At 63.4% G+C, this 22887-nt stretch carries 16 protein-coding genes; all 16 read left to right on the top strand.

The features are described 5' to 3' along the window. Window positions 1-133: 133 nt before the first annotated feature. The 16 genes from tssF (at window position 134) to AC0ZJQ_RS00655 (ending at window position 22806) form a co-directional block, all read left to right on the top strand. A complete protein-coding gene (gene tssF, locus AC0ZJQ_RS00730) occupies window positions 134-1924 on the top strand; it encodes a type VI secretion system baseplate subunit TssF (protein ID WP_278397498.1) in 1791 nt (596 codons plus the stop codon). After that, window positions 1888-2895, top strand: a complete 1008-nt coding sequence (tssG, locus tag AC0ZJQ_RS00725; protein ID WP_418651544.1) for a type VI secretion system baseplate subunit TssG — start codon at window positions 1888-1890, stop codon at window positions 2893-2895. Before tssF ends, tssG begins: the two co-directional genes overlap by 37 nt. Before the next feature lie 11 nt (window positions 2896-2906). Beyond that, a complete protein-coding gene (gene tssH / locus AC0ZJQ_RS00720; RefSeq protein WP_476477199.1) occupies window positions 2907-5498 on the top strand; it encodes a type VI secretion system ATPase TssH in 2592 nt (863 codons plus the stop codon). 10 nt (window positions 5499-5508) lie between these two features. Further along, complete coding sequence (locus AC0ZJQ_RS00715; protein WP_213663909.1) at window positions 5509-7017, top strand: sigma-54 interaction domain-containing protein; 1509 nt, start codon at window positions 5509-5511, stop codon at window positions 7015-7017. A gap of 218 nt (window positions 7018-7235) precedes the next feature. Then, a complete protein-coding gene (locus AC0ZJQ_RS00710; protein WP_370518368.1) occupies window positions 7236-7364 on the top strand; it encodes a type VI secretion protein in 129 nt (42 codons plus the stop codon). A gap of 20 nt (window positions 7365-7384) precedes the next feature. Further along, window positions 7385-8581 carry a type VI secretion system-associated FHA domain protein TagH gene (gene tagH / locus AC0ZJQ_RS00705; protein WP_213662324.1) on the top strand — a complete coding sequence of 399 codons (1197 nt, stop codon included), beginning with the start codon at window positions 7385-7387 and terminating at the stop codon, window positions 8579-8581. Window positions 8582-8585: 4 nt separating this feature from the next. Continuing rightward, complete coding sequence (gene tssJ, locus AC0ZJQ_RS00700) at window positions 8586-9068, top strand: type VI secretion system lipoprotein TssJ (RefSeq protein ID WP_301619542.1); 483 nt, start codon at window positions 8586-8588, stop codon at window positions 9066-9068. A gap of 2 nt (window positions 9069-9070) precedes the next feature. Then, on the top strand, window positions 9071-10402 hold the full coding sequence (gene tssK, locus AC0ZJQ_RS00695) for a type VI secretion system baseplate subunit TssK (RefSeq protein WP_155551292.1): 1332 nt from the start codon (window positions 9071-9073) through the stop codon (window positions 10400-10402). A 5-nt stretch (window positions 10403-10407) separates the two neighbouring features. Next, window positions 10408-11289 (top strand): type IVB secretion system protein IcmH/DotU, encoded by an 882-nt coding sequence (gene icmH / locus AC0ZJQ_RS00690; RefSeq protein WP_155551293.1) that lies wholly within the window; start codon window positions 10408-10410, stop codon window positions 11287-11289. Between the two features lies 1 nt (window position 11290). Further along, a complete protein-coding gene (gene tssM, locus AC0ZJQ_RS00685; protein ID WP_476477198.1) occupies window positions 11291-14830 on the top strand; it encodes a type VI secretion system membrane subunit TssM in 3540 nt (1179 codons plus the stop codon). Beyond that, window positions 14830-15561, top strand: a complete 732-nt coding sequence (locus AC0ZJQ_RS00680; RefSeq protein ID WP_476477197.1) for a PP2C family protein-serine/threonine phosphatase — start codon at window positions 14830-14832, stop codon at window positions 15559-15561. Before tssM ends, AC0ZJQ_RS00680 begins: the two co-directional genes overlap by 1 nt. After that, complete coding sequence (locus AC0ZJQ_RS00675) at window positions 15558-16529, top strand: serine/threonine-protein kinase (protein ID WP_476477196.1); 972 nt, start codon at window positions 15558-15560, stop codon at window positions 16527-16529. The genes AC0ZJQ_RS00680 and AC0ZJQ_RS00675 overlap by 4 nt, the downstream gene beginning before the upstream one ends. A 21-nt stretch (window positions 16530-16550) precedes the next feature. Further along, complete coding sequence (locus tag AC0ZJQ_RS00670) at window positions 16551-18599, top strand: type VI secretion system Vgr family protein (RefSeq protein ID WP_476477195.1); 2049 nt, start codon at window positions 16551-16553, stop codon at window positions 18597-18599. A gap of 46 nt (window positions 18600-18645) precedes the next feature. Beyond that, the gene (locus tag AC0ZJQ_RS00665) at window positions 18646-21099 is read left to right on the top strand and encodes a glycoside hydrolase family 19 protein (protein WP_476477194.1); all 2454 of its coding nucleotides are present in this window, start codon (window positions 18646-18648) and stop codon (window positions 21097-21099) included. Next, window positions 21096-21890 carry a hypothetical protein gene (locus tag AC0ZJQ_RS00660; RefSeq protein ID WP_476477193.1) on the top strand — a complete coding sequence of 265 codons (795 nt, stop codon included), beginning with the start codon at window positions 21096-21098 and terminating at the stop codon, window positions 21888-21890. Before AC0ZJQ_RS00665 ends, AC0ZJQ_RS00660 begins: the two co-directional genes overlap by 4 nt. A 487-nt stretch (window positions 21891-22377) precedes the next feature. Further along, the gene (locus tag AC0ZJQ_RS00655) at window positions 22378-22806 is read left to right on the top strand and encodes a hypothetical protein (protein ID WP_155551300.1); all 429 of its coding nucleotides are present in this window, start codon (window positions 22378-22380) and stop codon (window positions 22804-22806) included. Window positions 22807-22887 lie beyond the last annotated feature (81 nt).

Raw genomic sequence — 22887 nt, 5'->3', positions numbered from 1 at the left:
GCGCCCCTGCCATTCATGGAAGAGCAAGTCAGTGTGCCCCTAAGCGAGTTTTCACTATTTGTTGGTGCGCTCAACGCTCCCATATTTCTTCTAGCCGACAGACGCTGACTGCGCACTCAAGGAATGAGGCCTGATGTCCTTCAACCATTACTACCAGAGCGAGCTCACCGCCCTGCGCCAGCTGGGCAAGCGCTTCGCCGAGCGCAGCCCGGCACTGGCGCCATTTCTCGGCCAGGCCGGGCGCGACCCGGATGTCGAGCGTCTGCTCGAAGGCTTCGCCTTTCTCACCGGGCGGCTGCGGCAAAAGCTGGATGACGAGCTACCGGAGCTGACCCACTCGCTGATGCATCTGCTGTGGCCGAACTACATGCGTCCGCTACCGGCTTTCAGCATGCTGCAGTTCGATCCGCTGAAACGACCCGGCCCGGCGCTGACGGTGCCGCGCAACACGCCGGTGGAATCCAATCCGGTGCAGGGCGTCAGCTGCTGCTTTCGTACCGCCTACGCCACCGAGGTACTGCCGCTGGCGTTGCAGGCGCTGGAGTATTCGGTCAAGGGCACCGGCGCGCTGCTCAGCCTGCGCCTGCAGATGAGCGCCGATGGTCATCTCGGCGAGATCGGCCTCAGTCATCTGCGCCTGCACCTGGCGGGCGAGCCTTACATCAGTCAGCTGCTCTACCTCAGCCTGTTGCGGCATCTGGGCGGCATCGAGCTGGTGCCGCTGAACGAGCAGGGCCACCCGCTGACCGGTCCCGATGGCCGACCGCTGACGCCCTTGCAGCTCAACGCCAAGCAGGTCGAACCGGTGGGTTTCGCCGAGGATGAGGCGCTGATCCCCTACCCGCTCAACACCTTCCGCGGCTATCGCTACCTGCAGGAATATTTCGCCTTCCCGGACAAGTTTCTCTTCGTCGACCTCAAGGGTCTGGAGATCATCCAACGCATTCCCGAGGACTTGCTCAAGCAGGCCCGCGGCCTGGAGCTGCGCTTCGACATTCACAAGGCCGGCGTGCAGCGCATCCGCCCGACGCTGGACAACGTGCGCCTGTACTGCACGCCGGTGGTCAACCTGTTCCCGCACGACGCCATCCCGATCCGCCTGGACGGCAAGCAGGACCAGTACCTGCTGCTGCCCGCCGAATACGATGCGCAGCAGTGCGGTGTGTTCTCGGTGGATCGGGTGACCGGCTGGAAACCCGGCGGCATGGGCTACGAGGAATACGTGCCGTTCGAATCCTTCGAGCACGACGCCAGCTTCGATGTGCCGGTGGCGCGTCCGCACTACAGCGTGCGCCAGCAACCTTCGCTGCTTGGAGAAGGACAGGAAACCTGGCTCAGCTTCGGCCTGCGCAACCTCGACCAGCACGAGACGCTGTCCATCGAGCTGACCTGCACCAACCAGAACCTGCCGCGCCAGCTCAAGCTCGGCGACATCTGCAAGCCCAGCGAAGACACCCCGGAATTCCTCAGCTTCCGCAACATCTCGGCGGTCACCCCGAGCTACGCGCCGCCGCTGCAGCGTGACTATCTGTGGAAGCTGATCAGCAACATGTCGCTGAACTACCTGTCGCTAGCCAACGTCGAGGCGCTCAAGGTGATCCTCGAGACCTACGACCTGCCGCGCTATTACGACAAGCACGCCGAGAACGTCAGCCGGCGGCGTCTCGGCGGCCTGACTCACATCGCCCACCAGCACGTCGATCGCCTGCATCGCGGGCTGCCGGTGCGCGGCGTACGTACCGAACTGACCATGAACCAGGACGGCTTCATCGGTGAGGGCGATCTGTTCCTCTTCGCCTCGGTGCTCAACGAATTCTTCGCCCTCTACGCCAGCCTCAACTCGTATCACGAGCTGCGCGTGCAGAGCACACAGGGAGAGGTGTACCAATGGACGCCGCGCATGGGTCAGCAACCGCTGCTCTGAAACCGCTCAACCGCGGCATCCGCGAGTACAGCCTGTTCCAGGGCGTGCTGCTGGTGCTCGATCGCCTGCGCCAGCTCAACCCTGGCCTCGACGACGAGGCGCTCTACGAGCGGCTGGAGTTCCAGGCCAACCCGAGCCTGGGCTTTCCCGGCAGCGATATCGAGCAGGTGCAGTTCTTCCAGGAGCACGACGAGTGGCGCGCGCGCCTGCGCATCAACCTGGTCAGCCTGTTCGGCGCTGGCTCGCCGCTGCCGGCCTTCTACGGCGAACAGGCGCTTGGCGACAGCGAGGACGGCAACCCGACCCGAGACTTCCTCGACCTGTTCAACAACCGCCTGCAACGCCTGCTGCTGCCGATCTGGCAGAAGTACCGCTACCGCGCCCGCTTCACCAGCGGCGCCCATGACCCGTTCTCGGAGCAGCTGTTCGCCTTGGTCGGACTCAGCGGCGAGGCCATCCGCAACGCGCCGGAGCTGAACTGGAAGCGCCTGCTGCCCTATCTCGGCCTGCTCAGCCTGCGCGCACATTCGGCGGCATTGATCGAATCGGTGCTGCGCTACTACTTCAAGCACGCCGAGCTGAACATCGAGCAATGCCTGGAGCGCCAGGTGGAAATCCTCGGCGAGCAACGCAACCGCCTCGGGCTGGCCAACAGCCAACTGGGCGAAAGCCTGGTGCTCGGCGAGCGGGTCCGCGACCGCGGCGGCAAGTTCCGCATCCATATCCGCCAGCTGGACTGGAATCGCTTCCACGAATTCCTGCCCATCGGCAGCGGCTACCAGCCGCTCTGTGCGCTGGTGCGCTTCACCCTGCGCGATCCGCTGGATTACGACCTGCGCCTGGAGCTTCGCCCGGACGAGATTCGTGAACTGCGCATCGGCGCCGACAACAACTGCCGCCTCGGCTGGACCAGCTGGCTCGGACGCGACCGCGCCGACGGCCTGGTCACCCTGGGCAGCCAGACTCATTAAGGAAGATGAAAATGATCAATGTCGATCTGCAACAACTGGTACAGGCGCTGGACGCCGAGACCAAGCGCGATCTGGAAGGCGCCGCCGAACGCTGCGTGGTACGTGGCGGCAGCAAGATTCTCGTCGAGGACCTGCTGCTTGGCCTCCTCGAGCGTCCCGATGGATTGCTCAAGCGAGCCTTGCTGGATGCCGAAGTGGATGCCGGCGCGCTGGCCCAGGCGCTGCAACCGCGAGGCGAGCACAGCGAGTCGCGCAACCCGGTGTTTTCCACCGAGCTGGTGCAATGGCTGCAGGATGCCCTGCTGGTGGCCAGCCTGGAACTCGGCCAGAGCCAGATCGACCAGGCCGCGCTGATTCTCGCGCTGCTGCGCAATCCGCTGCGCTATGCAGGCAGTCATTACCAGCCATTGCTGGCCCGGCTGGATGCCGAGCGCCTGCGCGACTTCGCCCTCAGCCAGCAGCCGCAAGGCAGCACTGGCAAACCTGCCGCCGGTGGCGAGTCAAACTTGGCGCGCTTTACCCACAACTTCACCCAGCAGGCCCGCGACGGCAAGCTCGATCCGGTGCTCTGCCGCGACTCGGCGATCCGCCAGATGATCGACATCCTCGCCCGACGGCGGAAGAACAATCCGATCGTGGTCGGCGACGCCGGGGTCGGCAAAACCGCCATCGTCGAAGGCCTGGCGCTGCGCATCGCCGCCGGCGAAGTGCCTGCGGCACTCAAGGGCGTCGAGCTGCTCTGCCTCGACCTCGGCCTGCTGCAGGCCGGCGCCAGCGTGAAGGGCGAATTCGAACGCCGTCTGCAGGGCGTGATCGACGAAGTGAAGGGCTCGCCCAAGCCGATCATCCTGTTCATCGACGAGGCGCACACCCTGATCGGCGCCGGCGGCCAGGCCGGCAGCGGCGATGCGGCCAACCTGCTCAAGCCGGCCCTGGCGCGCGGCGAGCTGCGCACCATCGCGGCGACGACCTGGAGCGAGTACAAGAAATATTTCGAGAAGGACCCGGCGCTGGCCCGGCGCTTCCAGCCGGTGCAACTGCACGAGCCGAGCGTTCTGGAAGCCGTCACCATCCTGCGCGGGCTGGCGCCGGTCTACGAAAAGAGTCACGGCATCTACCTGCGCGACGATGCGGTCACGGCCGCCGCCGAGCTGTCGGCGCGCTACCTGGCCGGCCGGCAGCTGCCGGACAAGGCCGTCGACGTGCTGGATACCGCCTGCGCGCGGGTGCGCATCAGCCTAGCCGCTGCGCCCGAGGCGCTGGAACGCCTGCGTGGCGAGGTAGCCGAAGGTGAGCGCCAGCGTGAAGCCATGCGCCGCGATCTGGCCGCTGGCCTGCCGGTCGACGCGGCTGTCCTCGAGCGGCTAGAGCAACGTCTGATCACGGCGGGGGACGAGATCGAGCAGCTGGAAACCCGCTGGTCCAAGCAGCGCCAACTCGCCGAGCGCCTGCTCGACCTGCGCAAACGCACCGCCGAAGCGCGCAGCGATGCGAACGAGAGCGGCGAGGCCCCATCGCTCGATGAGCTGGAGGCCGAGCTGCGCGCCGTGCAGACCGCACTTGCCGCAGACCAGGCCGAGCAACGACTGGTCAGCCATGAGGTCTGCCCGCGCCTGGTGGCCGAGGTGATCAGCCACTGGACCGGCGTGCCCCTGGCGCAGCTGGCCCGGGAGCACAACGCCCAGGTCGCCAATTTCGCCGCCGATCTGCGCGCCCGAGTGCGCGGTCAGGAACAGGCCGTAGAAGCGCTGGATCGTGCCATGCGCGCGGCAGCGGCCGGGCTGAACAAGCCCGACGCTCCGGTGGGCGTGTTCCTGCTGGTCGGCCCAAGCGGCGTCGGCAAGACCGAGACCGCCCTGGCCCTGGCCGACTTGCTGTACGGCGGCGAGCGCTTCCTCACCGTGATCAACATGTCCGAGTTCCAGGAGAAGCACAGCGTTTCCCGCCTGATCGGCGCGCCTCCGGGTTATGTCGGCTACGGCGAAGGCGGCATGCTCACCGAAGCAGTGCGGCAGAAACCCTACTCGGTGATCCTGCTCGACGAGGTGGAAAAGGCCGATCCGGACGTGATGAACGCCTTCTATCAGATCTTCGACAAGGGCGTGGCGAATGATGGCGAAGGCCGCGAGATCAACTTCCGCAACACCCTGATCCTGATGACCAGCAACCTCGCCAGTGAGCGCATCGCCAGTTTCTGCACCGCTGGGCAGCGACCGGCGGCCGAGGATCTGGAACTGGCCATCCGTCCGCAGCTGTCGCAGCACTTCAAGCCGGCCCTGCTCGGGCGCATGCGCGTGGTGCCCTACTACCCGATCGCCGGTGAAGTGCTCGACGAGCTGGTCGCGCTCAAGCTGGCACGCTTCGGTGAGCGACTGCAGCGTCGCCAGCTGCAGTTCAGCCACTGCCCAGCGCTGGTCTCGCACCTCTCCGAGCGCTGCTGCGACAGCGACAGCGGTGCGCGCCTGATCGACCATCTGATCGAGCAGCACCTGCAACCGCTGGTGGTGGACCGCCTGCTCGCTGCCATGGCCAGTGACGAGCCGCTGCAGCGGGTGCATGCCACGCTGGATGGCGACGGCGCGCTGGTCTGTGAGTTCGCCTGAGATGTCCGCGATGTTCAATCAGGTGCCACAGCCGCTGCGCTATGCCGAGGCCCTGCTGGGCCGCTTCGCCGGGCTGGCGCGCGCGGCGAACGCCGACAGCCTGCTCGGGGGGCTGGTGGAAACCGCGGCGCAGCTGAGTGATTGCCAGCTCAGCCAGCTCTATCTACTGGACGCCACCCATACCCGCCTGACGCTCTCGGCCGAGTGGCACAACGGCCTGTTGCAGCCACGCGAAGCCACCAGCCTGCCGAGCGATTATGACGGCGAACAGCTGCTGCAATACTGCCTATGCCAGAACCAGACCCTCTGTCTCAGCGAACTGGACAGCAGCCTGCATGCTTCGGGTTTCCTGCCGGATAGCCCGAAACCGTGGCGCAGCCTGCTCTGCCTGCCGCTGCAGGACGAGCAGCAGCGCGTCGCCGGCCTGCTGCTCACGGCCAGTACCGAATCGCGCGAGCTGCACGGCTTCAGCGGTTCGCTGGCCCAGCTCGGCGCCTTCGGTCTCGCCCAGCTGCACCTGCTCCAGCGCCTGCGGGCGCCCGGCAGCAGCACACCGCCTGCCGCGCCAGTCAGCCCCTGCGCCAGCGGTTACGGCCTGATCGGCGACAGCCCACGCATGCGCGCGGTCTACCAGTTGATCGGCAAGGTGCTGCACAGCCCGGTCAACGTGCTGCTCGCGGGAGAAACCGGCACCGGCAAGGAACTGGTGGCGCGCGCCATTCACGATTGCGGGTTCCGACGCAGCAAACCCTTCATCGTGCAGAACTGCGCTTCGCTGCCTGAGCAGCTCTTGGAAAGTGAGCTGTTCGGCTACCGCAAGGGCGCCTTCACCGGCGCCGACCGCGACCGCAGCGGCCTGCTCGATGCGGCGAACGGCGGCACGCTGTTCCTCGACGAGATCGGTGACATGCCGCTGTTGCTGCAAGCCAAGCTGTTGCGCGTGCTGCAGGAAGGCGAAGTGCGCCCGCTGGGCTCCACCGAAACCCACAAGGTCGACGTGCGCATCGTCGCCGCCACCCATCGCGACCTGCGCAGCCAGGTGGAGAACGGCCTGTTTCGCGAGGATCTGTTCTACCGCCTCTCGCACTTCCCCATCGAGCTGCCGCCGCTGCGCGAGCGTGACGAGGACATCCTGCGCCTGGCCCGGCATTTCGCCGACAAGGCCTGCGCCTTCCTCCAGCGCGATCTGTGTTGCTGGTCCGACGCCGCGCTCGAACGTCTGGCCGGCTATGCCTTCCCCGGCAACGTGCGGGAACTGAAGGGTCTGGTGGAGCGCGCCGTATTGCTCTGCGAGGGCGGTGAGCTGCTGCCGGAACATTTCAATTTGCATGTGGAGGCGAGCCTGGACAGCAGCCTGAACCTGCGCGAACGCATGGAGCGGGTCGAACGCAGCCTGCTCATGGATTGCCTGCGCAAGAACGGCGGCAACCAGAGCCAGGCCGCTCGCGAACTCGGCCTGCCACGGCGCACGCTGCTGTATCGCATGGAACGGCTGAATATCAGCCCGGCCGATCTCTGATGCAGCACGCACGCCCAGGCACGCGCCGCATCGGCGCCGACATCCGCAACCGCGCGGGCATATCTGACCGTCTGCGCGTTTCGGCAGCATCCGGCGGGTGTTCTGTGAACCGGATCACCTGCCAGACACCACAACTGAACTTCAATGTGCCGCCCGTGTCGCGCCGCCAGGCGCACCCCGCTCCCCACACACGACTTCAAGGAGGAAATCGCGTGCCCGTGCGCTATTACGCCCTCGTTTCGCTCATCGCCGCCGCGCTGCTCGCCGGTTGCTCCGGCAACTACAAATTCGACGATGACCACTATCGCCCGCTGGGTGATCCGCAAGCCTTGAATCGCGGCCAGTAACCGCAAGGAGCGACACGACCATGGAACTGGTCTTCGATATGGTGGGTGCCCAGCAATTCGTGCCCGGGCTGCTGACCACCAAAACCTTCAAGCAGGCCGGCGGCGTGATCGGCCGGGCCGAAGGCTGCGATTGGGTGATCCCGGATCGCAAGCGCGTCCTCTCCGGGCGTCACGCGGTGATCAGCTATCGCGACGGCGGCTTCTTTCTCACCGATACCAGCAGCAATGGCATCCAGCTCAAGGACAGCGGCGCCAGCCTGGTCAAAGGCCAGCCGCAACGCATCGAACACGGCAGCGTCTACTGCCTGGGCGACTTCGAGATCCGCGCCCGACTGATCCAGGACCCGGCCTTGTTCGAAGGCGACATTGGCCGCCCGCAGCCGGCCGGCACCATCATCCCCGACGATGCCTTCCTCGACCTCGATCCGCTGGTCGCGATGGATCAGCAGGAGCGCATCTATGCCGAGGTCGACGACCTTGACCTGACGCTGGTGGCACCGCAACGCCAGGCCCAGCAGCGCGACTACGCACGCATCGACACCGAAAGCCTGCCGCTGCCGGAGCTGGTCATGCCGCCGGCGGCAACCGAACCCAAGCGCGAACCAGAGCCCGAATGCCTGCCAGCCGGCTTCTGGGAGCGTTTCGGCGACGCGCTGGGTGTCGATCTCAAGGATCTGGACGAGGACCAGTGCCAAGCGCTGGCACTGAATGCCGCCCGCCTGCTCAAGCAAAGCATCGGCGGTCTGCAGCAGAGCCTGCGCACCCGTAGCGAGCTGAAGAACGAGCTGCGCCTGGCGGTGACCACCGTGCAGAGCGCCGGCAACAACCCACTCAAGCACAGCGCCGATGCGGGCGAGGCGCTGAGCGCCCTGCTGCGCGCTAGCAAGCCCGGCCAACTGCCGGCCGAACAGGCCATCGGTCGCGCCTTCCGCGATCTGCAGGCGCATCAGGTAGCACTGCTGGCGGCCAGCCGCGCCGCCGTTCACGCCATGTTCGAACAGCTGGCGCCGGAGCAGCTGGCACTGCGTTTCGAACGCGAGGGCCGCAAACCGCTGGTCGCTACTGCCGGCAGTCGCTGGCGCGCCTATCGCCGGTTGCATCAGAGCCTCGGCCAGGATGCCGACTGGAGCGAGCGCCTGTTCGCCCGCGACTTCGCCAAGACCTATGAGGAGCAGGTGCGCCTGATCGCCACGCTCGATTCAACCCATCAAGGATGATCCCATGCCTCGTCGCATCACCCTGGCCATGCTGGCCTCGCTGCTCGTGCTGGGCGGCTGCTCGGCGCTGTCGCCGTACTCCAAGCTGACCAAGCTCGACCTCGAACTGCACGGCAGTGACCGTCTCAACCCCGACCTCAACGGACGGCCGTCGCCGATCGTGCTGCGCCTGCTGGAGCTCAAGCATCCGGTGGCGTTCGAAAACGGCGACTTCTTCGCCCTCTACCAGCGGCCCAAGGAAGCATTGGCGCCGGACCTGGTGACCTCCGAGGAACTGGAACTGCGTCCCGGCGAAAGCCGCGAGCTGAAGCTCTCGGTGCAGGACGGCAGCCGCTACGTCGGCGTGCTGGCCGCTTACCGCGACCTGCCGGAAGCCAGCTGGCGCTACGTCATCGCCGTGCCGCAGCAAGAGCGCACCCGCGTCGCCCTGAGCCTGGACGAGCGCGGCATCGCGCTGTTCGACCCGCTCGCCGAAGAAGGAAAATAAGCATGAGCCTGCACAAGGTTGTCTGGCAGGAAGGCATGCTGCTGCGTCCGCAGCACTTCCAGCAGAGCGATCGCTACTACGATCACCAACTCAAGGCGCGTACCCAGAAGCTGGGCAGCTACGCTTGGGGGTTCTTCAACCTGGAGATCGACCGCCAGTTTCTCAACATGGGCAAGCTGGTGCTCAGCCAGGCCAGCGGCATCCTCCCCGACGGCACGCTGTTCGAGCTGGGCAGCGAACGCGAGCCACTGGCGCTGGACATCCCGCCGAACACCGGCAGCACGCCGGTCTATCTCGCGCTGCCGCTGGTCACCGGCAACCACATCGAAACCCGCCGGCCCGAGCAGAAGGACGTGCTGGCGCGCTACACCGCCCATGAGCTGGATGTCGCCGACTCCAATGCCGGCGACAGCAGCACCAGCCAGGTCAGCACCGGCCTGCCGGATTTCCGCCTGCTGCTGGGCGAGCAGCAGAGCGACCAGGCCTACGTGAAGCTGCAGCTGTGCGAGGTGCTGGACACCACGCCGGACGGGGTCATCAGCCTCGACCCCGAGTTCATCCCCACCTATGTCAACTTCCAGGCCTCCGCCTATCTGCTGTCCTGCCTGAAGGAAGTGATCAGCATGCTCGCCCACCGCGGCGATACCCTCGCCGAGCGCATCAGCGCCACCGGCAAGGTCGGTGGCGCCGAGGTTGGCGACTTCATGATGCTGCAGCTGATCAACCGTCACGAACCGGTGCTGCGCCATTACCTGGGCGTCGAGCAGGTGCATCCGGAGCAGATCTACCGCGACCTGCTCGGTCTGCTCGGCGAGCTGGCTACCTTCTCCAGCGAGAGCAAACGCCCGCGCCTGGAGGGCCGTTACCAGCACAGCGATCAGGGCGCGAGCTTCCGCAAGCTGATGGACGCGATCCGCCAGGTATTGTCGATGGTCCTCGAACAGCACGCCATCGAACTGCTGCTGCAGCAGCGCCAGTACGGCATTCAGGTATCGCCACTGCACGATCACAAGCTGCTCGGCACCGCCTCCTTCGTGCTGGCCGCCAGCGCCCAGTGCGATTCGGAAACCCTGCGCACGCGGCTGCCGGCGCACCTGAAGATCGGCCCGGTGGAACGCATCCGCCAGCTGGTCAACCTGCATCTGCCGGGCATCCGCCTCAAGCCGCTGCCGGTGGCACCGCGGCAGATCCCCTTCCATGCCGGCAAGACCTATTTCGCCCTGGAGCTCAGCGCCGAGGACCAGGCGCAACTGGAGCGTTCCGGCGGCTTTGCCTTCCATGTGTCCGGAGACTTCGCCGGGCTCGAACTGAAATTCTGGGCGGTCAGGGACTGAGCGACATGATCAAGGAAATGGATTACGGACAGGACGACCGCACGGTCATCGTCAACCGCGCCGGCGAGGCACCGGAACAGAGCCCGCTGACCGACTTCGACACCCCGCCGCGCTTCGAGCAGCTGGAAGAGCGGATGATCTACGCCGCCCGCCTGCGCCCGGCGGAAACCTTCAACATCAGCCTCAATCCGCTGGTGGCCGCCGCCTCGCCGCTGCTCTCGGAAGTGGTGCGCTTCAAGCACAGCCTGGAAAGCGAAGACCTGCAGGCCCTGCATGGCCAGTTGAGCAGCGCGATCAAGCTGTTCGAACATCGCGCGCTGCATGATGGCGCCGAAAGCAGCCAGGTGATGGCGGCGCGCTACGTGCTCTGCACCGTGCTCGACGAGGCCGTGGTGACCACGCCCTGGGGCAACGAGAGCGAATGGTCGCAGATGAGCCTGCTGTCCTCCTTTCACAACGAGACCTTCGGCGGCGAGAAGTTCTTTCAGCTGCTTGAGCGGCTGTCGCGCAATCCGGTCAAGCACCTGCCGATGCTCGAACTGATGTACCTCTGCCTGTCGCTCGGCTTCGAGGGCAAGTACCGCGTACTGCCGCGCGGCATGCTCGAACTGGAAGCGGTACGCGACAGCCTCTACCGGCAGATCCGGCAGATGCGCGGCGACATCCCACGCGAGCTTTCGCCGCACTGGGAAGGCCTCAAGGACACCCGCAGACGTCTGGTGCGCATCGTGCCCTGGTGGATGGTCGCGCTGTTCACCTTGATGTGCCTCGGGGTGATCTACGGCGGCTTCGCCTGGGTCCTCGGCGAGCAGCGCGAGGCCGTGCTGCAGCCCTATCGAGCGCTGGACATGGATGCCGGCGGTTCCACCTTTTCAGGGATGAAATGAGATGAAGACGTTCTTTGGCAAGCTCGGCGCCGTGCTGCGCCGGACCTGGGTCTGGAGCCTGCTGCTGGTTCTGCTGCTGGCGGTCGTGGTGTGGTTCGTCGGGCCGTTGCTGGCAGTCGACGACTACCGCTTCTGGGAGTCGGCGACCGCCCGCCTGCTGAGCATCAGCGTGCTGTTCCTCGGCTGGGGCCTGGCCATGGTCTTTGCCAGCTGGCGCGCCAGCGCGCGCAAGAAGCGCGACGCCGAGGATCAGGACGTCCAGGAGCAGCTGCGCCGCGACGGCCTGATCGGCGAGGAGCAGCAGGAGCTGCGCCATCGCTTCAAGCACGCACTGCGCACCCTGAAGACCTCCAGCCTCTATCGCGGGCGCAGCGAGAAATGGCGCAGCGAGCTGCCCTGGTATCTGCTGATCGGCCCGCAAGGCAGCGGCAAGACCAGCCTGCTGGACTTCTCCGGGCTGGACTTCCCGCTCAACCGCAGCGAACAGCAGCGCCTGACCAGGGATGTCTCGGGCACCCGCTTTGCCGACTGGTACTTCGCCGATCATGCGGTGCTGATCGACACCGCCGGCCGCTATCTGACCCAGCCCGACGCTGCCGTCGATGGCAGCGCCTGGGACACCCTGCTCGGCCTGCTGCGCAGGCGCCGCGCGCGTCCGCTCAACGGCGTGCTGGTCAACCTGCCGGTGGACCAGCTGCAGGGCGGCAGTGAACTGGAGCTGGAGAACCTCGCCCGCCAGACCCGTCAGCGCCTACACGAGATCCATCAGCGCCTGAACGCGGACGTGCCGGTCTACCTGGTGCTGAGCAAGGCCGACCGGATTCTCGGTTTCGACGACTTCTTCGAGCAGCTGTCGCGGGAGGAAAGCGACCAGGTGCTCGGCGCGAGTTTCCGCAAGGAACAGAATGGCAGCGACGCGCAGGTAGTGCGCCAGGAATTCGAGGAACTGCTGCGTCGGCTGAACAGCCAAGTGATCCTGCGCATGCACCAGGAACGCGATACCCAGCGCCGCGGCCGCATCCTCGACTTCCCCCATCAACTGGGGCAGATCGGCGAGCGCCTGAGCCTGTTCATCGAACTGGCCTTCGCCGGCAACCGCTATCAGCGTGCCAGTCAGCTGCGGGGTTTCTACCTGACCAGCGCGCCGCAGCTGCGCGAAGGTCTCGACCCGCTCACCGCCGGCATCGGTCGCCAGCTCGGCCTGGCCAGCAGCGCGCTACCAACCTTCCGCAGCGGCCGCGCGCGCTTCATCAATCAGCTGCTCAGCCGGGTGATCTTTCCGGAAGCCGAACTGGCGGGCCTCGACCAGCGCGAGGTGCGCCGCATCGACTGGGGCCAGCGTGCCCTCTATACCGGTGCCTTCGGCTGCCTGCTGCTGATCGGCGGCGCCTGGGCACTGAACTTCTCCGGCAACCATGAACGCCTGGAACAGCTGCGCGACATCGCCCAGCAACTCGGCAGCGAGCGCAAGACCATCGAGGCGGGAGACGAGGCACTGCGCACCCTCAAGGCCCTGGACGCGAGCTATGCGGCGACCCAGGTGTTCCCGCCGAAAGACGAGGTGTCCTGGCTGCGCCGGGGCGGCCTGTATCAGGGCGAAGCGGTCGACCCGACGCTGCACGAGGCCTACCGCCGCGATCTGGAGAAACTTCTGCTGCCACGTGTCGCCCGGCAGCTGGAAGCGCAGATTCGCGCCAACCTGAACGATCGCGAGCAGCTGCTCGGCAGCCTGCGCGCCTATCTCATGCTGAACCTGGCCGAACGCCGTGAAGCGGCCTTCCTCAAGGACTGGCTGGCCGCCGACTGGTCGCTGCGCCATCCGGGCAATGCCGTGGCGCAGCAGGGGCTCAACACGCACTTTGCGCGCCTGCTGGAAGACTCCTTCGCGCCGTATCAGCTGAACGACAATCTGGTGGCCAAGGCCCGTGCCCAGCTGCGCAGCGAATCGCTGGCGGCCGTGCTGTACCGCATGCTGCGCGATCAGGCGCGCAACCTTCCCGACTACCGGATGAACACCCAGCTCGGCCCGCAGGCGTCGCTGTTCGTCGGCGGTGACTACACCATTCCAGGCTTCTACACCCAGCGCGGCTATCACAAGCTGTTCGTCGCACAGGGCGCCGATCTGGTCAGCGAGATACTGCGCGACAACTGGGTACTGGGCGAAGGCGACAGCCTCAGCACCAAGGACCTGGGCCGCCTGCTGGTGGAAATGGAACAGCTTTACTTCCGTGACTACGCCGCGCACTGGAGCGAGGCGATTGCCCAGCTGAACATTCTCCCCGCCGGTAGTGCGGCGCAGGGTGCCGCGCAGCTCGCCGGGCTCACCGCCGCGAACTCGCCGCTGCTGCAACTGTTGCTGGAGGTGCGCGAGAACACCCGCTTCGCCGGTCTGACCGAAGCGGCCGCCGAGGCCGGCGAGCTGGCCGAAGCGGCGCAAGATGCCGGTGGCAAGCTCGGCAAGGCGGCCAAACTGGCCACTGCCGCGGCGGAGCAGACCCAGGCTGCGCTGCTGAAGAACGTACCCGATACCGCACGCAAGACCCTGGAGCGCCGCTTCGCGCCGCTGCACCAGCTGCTCGACGAAAACGGCGCCGCCGGCCCGGAGTTGAGCGCCAGTCTGCAGGCCCTCGACGCCCTGCAATTGCAGCTGGCCTCGCTGGCCCATGCCAGCGCACCGGAACAGGCCGCCTTCGAGATGGCCAAGGCACGCATGGGCGGCCAACGCGACGCCATCAACCAGCTGCGCAACAGCGCTGCACGCCTGCCGCAGCCGCTGGGCAAGTGGCTGGGGCTGCTGGCCGAGGACAGCTGGTCGCTGGTGCTCAGCGATGCCTACCACCACCTCAACCAGCGTTATCGCAACGAGCTCTACGCCAGCTACCGCGGTTCGCTGCGCGAGCGCTATCCGTTCAGCGCCCACAGCGCCAGCGACGTCGCCATCGCCGACTTCCGCGAGTTCTTCAAGGCCCAGGGCCTGGCAGACAGCTTCTTCGAGCGCTATCTCAAGCCCTTCGTCAGCGGCAGCGCCGGCGAGTATCAGTTGCGCCGGGTCGACGGTCGTGGCCTGCCGCTGTCCGAACAGTTCCTCGCGCAGATGAGCCGGGCGCAGACCATTCGCCGCAGCTTCTTCGCCGAAAACCCCAACGAGCCGCTGATCCTGTTCAAGCTGGAGCCGTACTCGCTGGATTCGAGCCTCGGCCGCGCCGACTTCCGCTTCGGCAACCAGCAGCTGGAGTACCGCCACGGACCAATCGTGCAGACCGCGTTCCGCTGGCCGGCCGAGGCCGACGACGGACGCACCAGCCTGGTGGTGGAAGAACTCGGCGGTCGCCGCGTGGGTATCGAGAAGAATACCGGGCCCTGGTCGCTGTTCCGCCTGATCGACCTGATGCAGGTCGACTACCACAGCGGCCGCGACGTGCTGATGCTCAAGGCCGATCTCGGCGGTCTGCGCGCCAATTACCTGCTGCACGCCCAGCGCTCGCCGAATCCGTTCGACCTCGCGCTGCTGCGCGGCTTCAAGCTGCCGGCGACGCTGTGATGAGCACAACGGCGTGCAGCTGGCGCAGCGCCGCGCGCACCGACACCGGCAAGGTGCGTGCGCGCAACGAAGATGCCTTTCTCGATCTGCCACAGGCCGGGCTCTGGGCCGTGGCCGACGGCATGGGCGGGCACCAGAACGGCGCGCTGGCCAGTCGCCTGATCGTCGAGCAGCTGGCCGAGCTTTGCAGCGGCGGCGAGCTGCCGGAGCGGGTGCTGGCGCTACGGCGCTGCCTGCATGAGCTGAATCGCCGCCTCAGCCAGGAACTGACGATCACCGCCGAACGCCCCGATCCGGTGATCGGCAGCACGGTGGTCGCTCTGCTTGTGGAGGATGACCGCGCCGCCTGCATCTGGGCCGGCGACAGCCGCTGCTACCTGTGGCGCGGCGGCCGGCTGTATCAGCTGTCACGTGACCACTCGTTGTTGCAGCAACTGATCGACGAGCAGCGACTCAGCCCCGAGCTCGCCGCCAAACACCCGGCCGCCCACGCACTGACCCGCGCCATCGGCGCCAGCGAAAAACTGGAGCTGGATATCCTCGAATTCGCCGTGTTCCCCGGCGACACGCTGCTGCTGTGCAGCGATGGGCTCTACCAGAGCATGTCCGCTGACGCCCTCGGCGCCGCACTCAGCCTGCCATCCACACAGCTGGCGCTGGAGCGGCTGTTTCGCCAGGCGCTCAAGGGCCCGGCGCGGGACAACCTCAGCGCCGTGGTGATCCGCCGATGAACGCCCAGCCCGCCTGCAATCTCACCTATTTTGCGCTGGCATCCACCGCGGCCACGCCGGTGCCGGCGGAACCGAAGACGCTTGCCGGCGAACTGCCGGACGTGCTCGGCGGCCGCTACCGAATCGAACGCCTGCTCGGCGTCGGCGGCATGGGCGCGGTCTATCGCGCGCGTGACTTGCTGCGCGAACAGTTCGGCGATCCAGAACCCTACGTGGCGCTGAAGACGCTCAGCGAGGATTTCGCCGAATACCCCGACGCCAGCGCGCTGCTCTACAGCGAATACGCGCTGACCACGCGCCTCAGCCACCGCCATGTGGTGCGCCTGTACAACTTCGATATCGACCCGACCAGCCAGCGCGCCTTCATCACCCTGGAACTGCTCAAGGGGCCGACCCTCGACCAGCTGCTGTGCGAGCGCCCGCAGGGCATGGCCTGGAACGAACTGCAGGGTATCGCGTTGCCGCTGCTGGAAGCGCTGAGCTATTCCCACAGCCTGGGCGTGCTGCATGGCGACCTGAAACCGAGCAACGTGATGCTCGCCGATGACGGCCTGCGCCTGTTCGACTATGGCCTCGGCCAACCACTGGAAGGCCTGCTACCCGGTCTGCCGCGCCTGTGCCGCACGCGTTTCGCCGCCTGGACGCCGCGATATGCGGCACTCGAGCTGCTCGACGGGGGCGAGCTGACCGCCAGCGCCGACATCTATGCGCTGGCCTGCGTGCTCTACGAACTGGCCGGCGGCAGCCATCCGTTTCGCCGGCTCAGCGCCCGCCAGGCCAAGGCCATGGAGCTGGATCGCACCCTGCAGCGCCCGCCGCAATTGCCGGCGCATTGCTGGCCGGCGCTGCGGCTGGCACTGGCCTTCGACGAAGCGCAGCGCAGCATCGATGCGGCGGGCCTGTTGCAGGCCTTCAGCCGCCCCGTACCGAACCGCTGGCAGCGCTGGCTCGGCCATTCCCGTGGATGACATCAGGACAAGGAAAGCCCAATGTTCAACGCCGCCAATGAAACCCACTTCAGCCTGACCCTGGAAGGCGTCGAACACGACTTTCAGGTGCTCGAATTTCAGGGGCGCGAGACCATCAGTCAGCCCTATCGCTTCGACCTGGAGCTGGTCAGCGAGCGCGCCGACCTGGATCTGCAGGCACTGCTGCACAGGCCAGCCTTTCTCGCCTTCGATCCAGCTGGCAAAGGCGTTCATGGCCTGGTCCACCGCATCGCCCAGGGTGAATCCGGCAAGCGCCTGACCCGCTATCGGCTCACGCTGGTGCCGCAGCTGGCCTACCTCGCCCATCGCACCAACCAGCGCATCTTCCAGCACCTGACGGTGCCGCAGATCGTCGCCCAGGTGCTCGAGGAACACGGTATCCAGGCCAACGCCTACCGCTTCCAGCTTGGCCCGGTGCTCTACCCAGAGCGCGAGTACTGCGTGCAGTACGACGAAACCGACCTGCACTTCATCCAGCGCCTGTGCGAGGAAGAGGGCATCCATTACCACTTCGAGCACAGCACGGTCGGCCATGTGCTGGTCTTCGGCGACGACCAGACCAGCTTCGCCAGGCTCGGCCGCCCGACCGCCTATCTGCAGGACAACGGCATGACGGCCGACGAGCCGGTGATCAAGCGTTTCGCCGTGCGCATCGCGACCCGCACCAGTCGCGTCAGTCGCCGTGATTACGACTTCGAACAGCCCAGGTTGCTAATGGAGGCGGCCTACCGCGGCGAATCGGCGGCGGACGCGCTGCCGCAGCCCGACCTGGAAGATTACGACTACCCGGGCAGCTTCACCGAGCGCGCCCGCGGCAAGCACCTGTCGCAACGCGCCCTGGAGCGCCATCGCCACGACTACCGCCTTGCCGAAGGCAACAGCGATCAACCAGGACTGGTCAGCGGCCATCTGCTGGAGATGTCCGACCACCCGCGCCGGGAATGGAACGACCTCTGGCTGCTCACCGAAGTGCTGCATGAAGGCAGGCAGCCGCAGGTGTTGGAGGAGTCGGTCACCAGTCATGTCGCGCCTGGCGATGGTTTCGTCCAGGGTTACCGCAACCGCTTCAGCGCCACGCCCTGGGACAGCCCCTTCCGCCCAGCCCTTCACCATCCGAAACCGAGGGTGCTGGGTAGCCAGACCGCCGTCGTCACGGGACCTGCCGGCGAAGAAATCCACTGCGACGAATACGGTCGCGTGCGCGTTCAGTTCCACTGGGACCGTGAAGGCCAGGCCGACGACAAGACCAGCTGCTGGCTGCGTGTCAGCTCCAGCTGGGCCGGCGACCGCTATGGCGGCATCGCCATTCCGCGGGTCGGCATGGAAGTGCTGGTGACCTTCCTCGAAGGCGATCCCGATCAACCGCTGGTGACCGGCTGCCTGTACCACAAGGAACACCAGGTCCCTTACGACCTGCCGGCAAACAAGACCCGCACGGTGTTCAAGACGCTCAGCTCACCGGGCGGTGGCGGCTACAACGAACTGCGCATCGAAGACCGCAAGGGCCAGGAACAGATCTACATCCACGCCCAGCGCGACTGGGACGAGAACATCGAGCACGACCAGAAGATCCGCGTCGGCCACGAACGTCACGACACGGTGGAAGCCAACAGCTACAGCGAATTCCGCGCCGAGGAGCACCTGACCGTGGCCGGCGACCGCAAGGTGGAAGTCAAACCCGACGATCACCTCACCATCGCCCAGACCCAGCACATCAAGCTCGGCACCGCCCAGCTGACCAAGGCCGGCCGCGAGATCCACCTCAAAGCCGGGCAGAAGATGGTCATAGAAGCCGGCATCGAACTGACCCTCAAGGCCGGCGGCAGCTTCATAAAGCTCGACCCGGGCGGCATCACCGTCTCCGGCCCGCTGGCGCGGATTAACGCCGGCGGCGCACCGGGCAAGGGTTCGGGGATCAAGATCAAACCGCCAGTGCTGCCGGGCATGGCGGATAGCGACAAGGCGGGGAGCCTGTTGGAGCAGGCACTGCCGGGCGAGCCGATCAACCCAACCAGCAAACGCAAGCGCTCGCTCAGTTTCTCGGGCTAAGAACAGCCGGCTGCGCAGCCGGCTCGAACGCAAGGAAGCATCGAACATGGCCGAACACAAGCCGATCAACTGGGCTTATCCGTTTCCCAGCAAGGACACCAGCAACAATCCGCTGCAGCTGCTTACGCATATGGCCCAGGCCAAGGGCGGCTTCTACCCCTTCGGCGACAACGGCTTGTGGCATGGTGGCGTTCACTTCGACGAAGGCACGGCTGCTGCGTTCGACCAGTCGAGCGTGCGCTGTATCGCCGACGGAGAGGTGATTGCCTACCGTATCGACGAGTGCTACCCAGTCAGCGAATTTACCGACGAGATCCCGCGCGTCAAACGAGCGCCCTTTTCCACGGGGTTCGTTCTGATCAAGCACCGTCTCCAGCCGCCACCCCAGCGGAATGCAGATGGCAGCATCGCTGAAAGCCCGCCCCCTCCAAGCCTGACCCTCTACAGCCTATACATGCACCTGCTCGACTGGGCGGGCTATCAAGCGCAACCGAACTTGCCGCGCCCCGCTTTCTGGGAAACCAGCCGCTATACGGTGAATACGCAGAATCAAGGTCTGAGCGTGCGCGCAAGCCCCAGCAAAAACGCCGCCAAGCTATCGGAGCTGTCCAGGGGCGCTGAAATCGTAGTTGGCGAAACGCAAGGCGAGTTCAGCAAGCTGGTCAGCTTGATCAGCGGCACGGCACAACCCGATCTAGCAAGCGACGATAAGGGGCAACTGCCCGGCTATGTATTCACAGGCTTGCTTAAACCGCAGAGCGAGCCAGCGGAATACGACAGGGTTGTCGTGCTCGACAACGGGCTGCCGATCAAGGCGGGTGATCTGATTGGCCATCCGGGCCTGTACCAGAACCACGACAGCGCTGCTCAGCACATGGTCCATGTCGAACTGTTCAGCTGCGACGATGTGCCCGGGTTCATCGCCCGGAGCCGCGCCTGGGCCAGCCGCTTGCCGGACGACCAGAAAACCCTGCTCAAAGTCTACAAAGGCGCCAGCAAACTGATTGCTCATCGAGAGGGTATCAATGTCGGAAATCCTCCCAAGCTCAGCGACGAAGGCACGCAGGTCGGTGTCGACCTGATAATCCCGCAAGCGCTGCTGGATGGGTTGCCGGCTTCGCACAAGATTCAGGTCACCATCCCTGCCGAAGGCAGCACACCGGCAAGCACATCCACATGGTGGCGACTGGACGGCCTGCTCGCCGACGATAACGGCAACCCCATCGATGGCTGGCTCGCCGAGCAGGAGCTGATCACTACTCGTCACAGCCCGTGGGAGTGGGAAGGCTTTCAATGCATCGAGGAAACTGGAACGCCCGTCGAGAAGCTCGCCTACGCCTTCAATGCAAGAGGCCTGCTGAGCGCAGACGAACAGCACAACTACCGGGCGCAGATCAGCAAGGCCGATGGCGGCCCAATCGTAACGCTCGCTCGTCTCTACGACATCGCCGATACCGATAACGATGGCGTATTGACCAGCGCTGAAATCCGAACGGCGCTGGCCAAGCCTTGGCACGCCCAAGTGCTCGGGCAGCTGATCACCAAGTATGAAAGCGAGTGGTTCTGGAACAAAGACAAGTGGGATGAGATTGGTCCGTTACTGGCGGAGGAGCCTAGTAAGCCGAGTCCGATCTGGGAAGTTGAAAAACAGCGGATCGAAAAGCTGAGCTGGTGGAAAGAGCTAGCGGGACAGCATTGCATTAGCGGGGAAGGATCAGCTTGGCACATCCATGCTCCCATGCTCGCGGCCAGCTTTACGCGAGCAGAAAAAAATACCTGCTCGAAATGCAATAAAAGCATCTCTATAACTTATGAGCTGATGAAGAAAATTTGCCCAAGCAGTACAACAGACGACTTCATCAAAAGTTTCATCCTACACACCGACAGATTATTTAAGAAATACGAAATAACTTCTTGTGACCAAGTAACCCACCTGCTCGCGCAAGCCAAGCACGAAACAAAACGATTTACTGCATTTCGTGAGTCACTCTATTATTCCAGCTACACAGCACAAGACCTATATAACATGGCGCCCACAGCAATAAACAACGGCTTCATCCGCAAATCCCTAAACTTTGCCACGCATGCGGAAAAGCTTAAATATATCGAAGATAACCTTCTAAAGAATGATGCAGGATATGGCCAGCATTGCTTTGGTAGCAAAGAATATCCGGAAAATGATTACCGGGGACGCGGCTTACTACATCTTACGCATTACTCGAACTATCAATCGTGCGCCTTGGCAATAGGGAAGCCGATCGCTGCTGAACCTACACTGGTAGAAAGTGACGTAGCGGTAATTGTCGAAACTGGGCTTTGGTTTTGGAAAAGTAACAGACTGAAAACCTACGCAGAAGATGCTAACCTGACCGAAGAAGATGCAGTAGAAAAAATCACGCGCACAATTAACGGTGGAACAAAAGGGCTGACAGAACGAAAGCAGTTCAAACGCGAGATCACCAAGGCATTTATTGAATTGTACGGAAACTGCTCCACATGAATACGGTCAATTGCTTACTATTCGCACTTTTTCTTATCCCTACAATTAACACATCCTACGCAAACAGTTTGGCGTGTGCGGAGAAAACCGTAGACGATATGTACAACCCGATTTTGCTGGGTGATGACACTGCAATACGTTTCAAAAAATCAGAAACGCCTATTGATCCGGATGGAAATGTTTTCCCAATCGTCATAGTAGTGCACGAATGCGATACCGAAAGAGAAACGCAGTTTGCAAAACTCCCCTATCTTGGTGATCCAGGGGAAGTGGATGCCGCCTTCTTGGCAGACTCAGATTTCGACGGCAAGGCAGAACTCTTCGTCATTCATAGGGTAGTTCTGTACTCCGATACCGGTATCAATTACGGCTCTGACTACTTTACAACGCAGGTATACAACCGCCTACATCCGCTGGCATACGAACGGAACGAGCGCATCAGTGCATACTTCGGTGCGGGAGGGGACGTTCTGTCATCACCTGCGAGTGACAAACTCATATACGATTACCCTTATAAATCCGAGGCCGCCATCAAAAGCAGACTAGCCTCCTCACAATATAAAGCTTGGCTCGGGCAGAAACACATAATTACCCGCATATTGCGCAAGACATTTTTATACGATCAGGCCAACGTCGCAGACAGAACCTCAAAGTATTTGATAGTTGGCGACGAAGCTCTAGTACTTGATCAGAAAGCAGGTTGGCTGGAGATTGTTTTCAACAACAAGAAGAAAGGCGAAGTTAAGGGATGGATACAATGCAAGGACACCCTCGAATGTGCCAGCAGGTGACACTTTTTATCCTGCCGAACCTAAGAATGAAGCGTCGACAATCGCTGCCGACGTATGAGACGTGCGTCATCAATGCGGGAAATACCGTATAAGAGAGAGCTAGGCAGTATTACTTTAATCAAATAGGTGAACTAACCAAACAAAAGCTTAAAGATAGGAAAGGTGCCCCCCTAAAACTTCTTCACAAAGTAATAATCTCTAGGCTGACAGACCGCCATTATTAAGCGCTATAACGACATTCGTTACGCATTAGCTGAAGCGAGCGAGTTCAATGTAGCACTTCGCGCGCTTCGAAACGCAGAAGAAATAGCGCCGACCGCACCGCGCTTATTTTGAATCCAGCCGACGTTCTTTGGGAAAAAGGACTCCAACAAGGGGCGAAACGTTACTACCAACGGGAAAGAGAAAACAATACCGGCCAGGCTCACGAGTATTAAGTTAGCCGAAAACTCTCAATTTATTGGTTACCACTAACTGTAGGCGCCGGATGAATATTTCACATATTTTATTAACTTTATTTTTGCCTTTTTCGTCCCTCTTGGCGGCAGAGCCTATTGACAACGGGAATCCCTTTTTCCGCTGCACCACGACCTCTAATAAAATAATCGAATTAAAAAGGAAAGATGATAAATTTATTTATAATTTCGGGAGCCCTAACCAGCCACCAGAATTGGAAATGAAGAAATCGTCTCATGAAGTCGAGGTTTCCATGGGCAATCTCTCTGGAAACGAATTAAGCAACTCTGTCAGCCTTACGAACGGTGCCTACACATATACAGTGATAATGAAAATCAACAGAATTGCAGAAACTCAAGAGCCCGAGCACGGAATAATAGTCAAGAAAAACTCACGATACCTAGCCTATATTCCCTGCATCGCAAATTCCGTGCAAGGAAGCCTGCTTGACTTTGAGTAGTTCTCTTAGATCACTCTCAAACCAATATTTGCAAAACAAGGAAGCTGATTGGCTTTCCCGCAGACGACTACATGCTACGAG

This window comes from Stutzerimonas sp. 21-1, from assembly GCF_056336065.1.
Note: the sequence above shows the minus strand (reverse complement) of the source record. Positions and strands in the feature narration are given on the sequence as shown.

What these genes read in the sequence shown, in the direction of transcription:
- tssG (WP_418651544.1), top strand. Translation starts at nt 1,888, where the DNA reads ATGGACGCCGCGCATGGGTCAGCAACCGCTGCTCTGAAACCGCTCAAC.
- AC0ZJQ_RS00670 (WP_476477195.1), top strand. Translation starts at nt 16,551, where the DNA reads ATGTTCAACGCCGCCAATGAAACCCACTTCAGCCTGACCCTGGAAGGC.
- AC0ZJQ_RS00680 (WP_476477197.1), top strand. Translation starts at nt 14,830, where the DNA reads ATGAGCACAACGGCGTGCAGCTGGCGCAGCGCCGCGCGCACCGACACC.
- AC0ZJQ_RS00675 (WP_476477196.1), top strand. Translation starts at nt 15,558, where the DNA reads ATGAACGCCCAGCCCGCCTGCAATCTCACCTATTTTGCGCTGGCATCC.
- tssJ (WP_301619542.1), top strand. Translation starts at nt 8,586, where the DNA reads ATGCCTCGTCGCATCACCCTGGCCATGCTGGCCTCGCTGCTCGTGCTG.
- AC0ZJQ_RS00660 (WP_476477193.1), top strand. Translation starts at nt 21,096, where the DNA reads ATGAATACGGTCAATTGCTTACTATTCGCACTTTTTCTTATCCCTACA.
- tssM (WP_476477198.1), top strand. Translation starts at nt 11,291, where the DNA reads ATGAAGACGTTCTTTGGCAAGCTCGGCGCCGTGCTGCGCCGGACCTGG.
- tagH (WP_213662324.1), top strand. Translation starts at nt 7,385, where the DNA reads ATGGAACTGGTCTTCGATATGGTGGGTGCCCAGCAATTCGTGCCCGGG.
- AC0ZJQ_RS00665 (WP_476477194.1), top strand. Translation starts at nt 18,646, where the DNA reads ATGGCCGAACACAAGCCGATCAACTGGGCTTATCCGTTTCCCAGCAAG.
- AC0ZJQ_RS00655 (WP_155551300.1), top strand. Translation starts at nt 22,378, where the DNA reads ATGAATATTTCACATATTTTATTAACTTTATTTTTGCCTTTTTCGTCC.
- tssF (WP_278397498.1), top strand. Translation starts at nt 134, where the DNA reads ATGTCCTTCAACCATTACTACCAGAGCGAGCTCACCGCCCTGCGCCAG.
- tssK (WP_155551292.1), top strand. Translation starts at nt 9,071, where the DNA reads ATGAGCCTGCACAAGGTTGTCTGGCAGGAAGGCATGCTGCTGCGTCCG.
- tssH (WP_476477199.1), top strand. Translation starts at nt 2,907, where the DNA reads ATGATCAATGTCGATCTGCAACAACTGGTACAGGCGCTGGACGCCGAG.
- icmH (WP_155551293.1), top strand. Translation starts at nt 10,408, where the DNA reads ATGATCAAGGAAATGGATTACGGACAGGACGACCGCACGGTCATCGTC.
- AC0ZJQ_RS00715 (WP_213663909.1), top strand. Translation starts at nt 5,509, where the DNA reads ATGTTCAATCAGGTGCCACAGCCGCTGCGCTATGCCGAGGCCCTGCTG.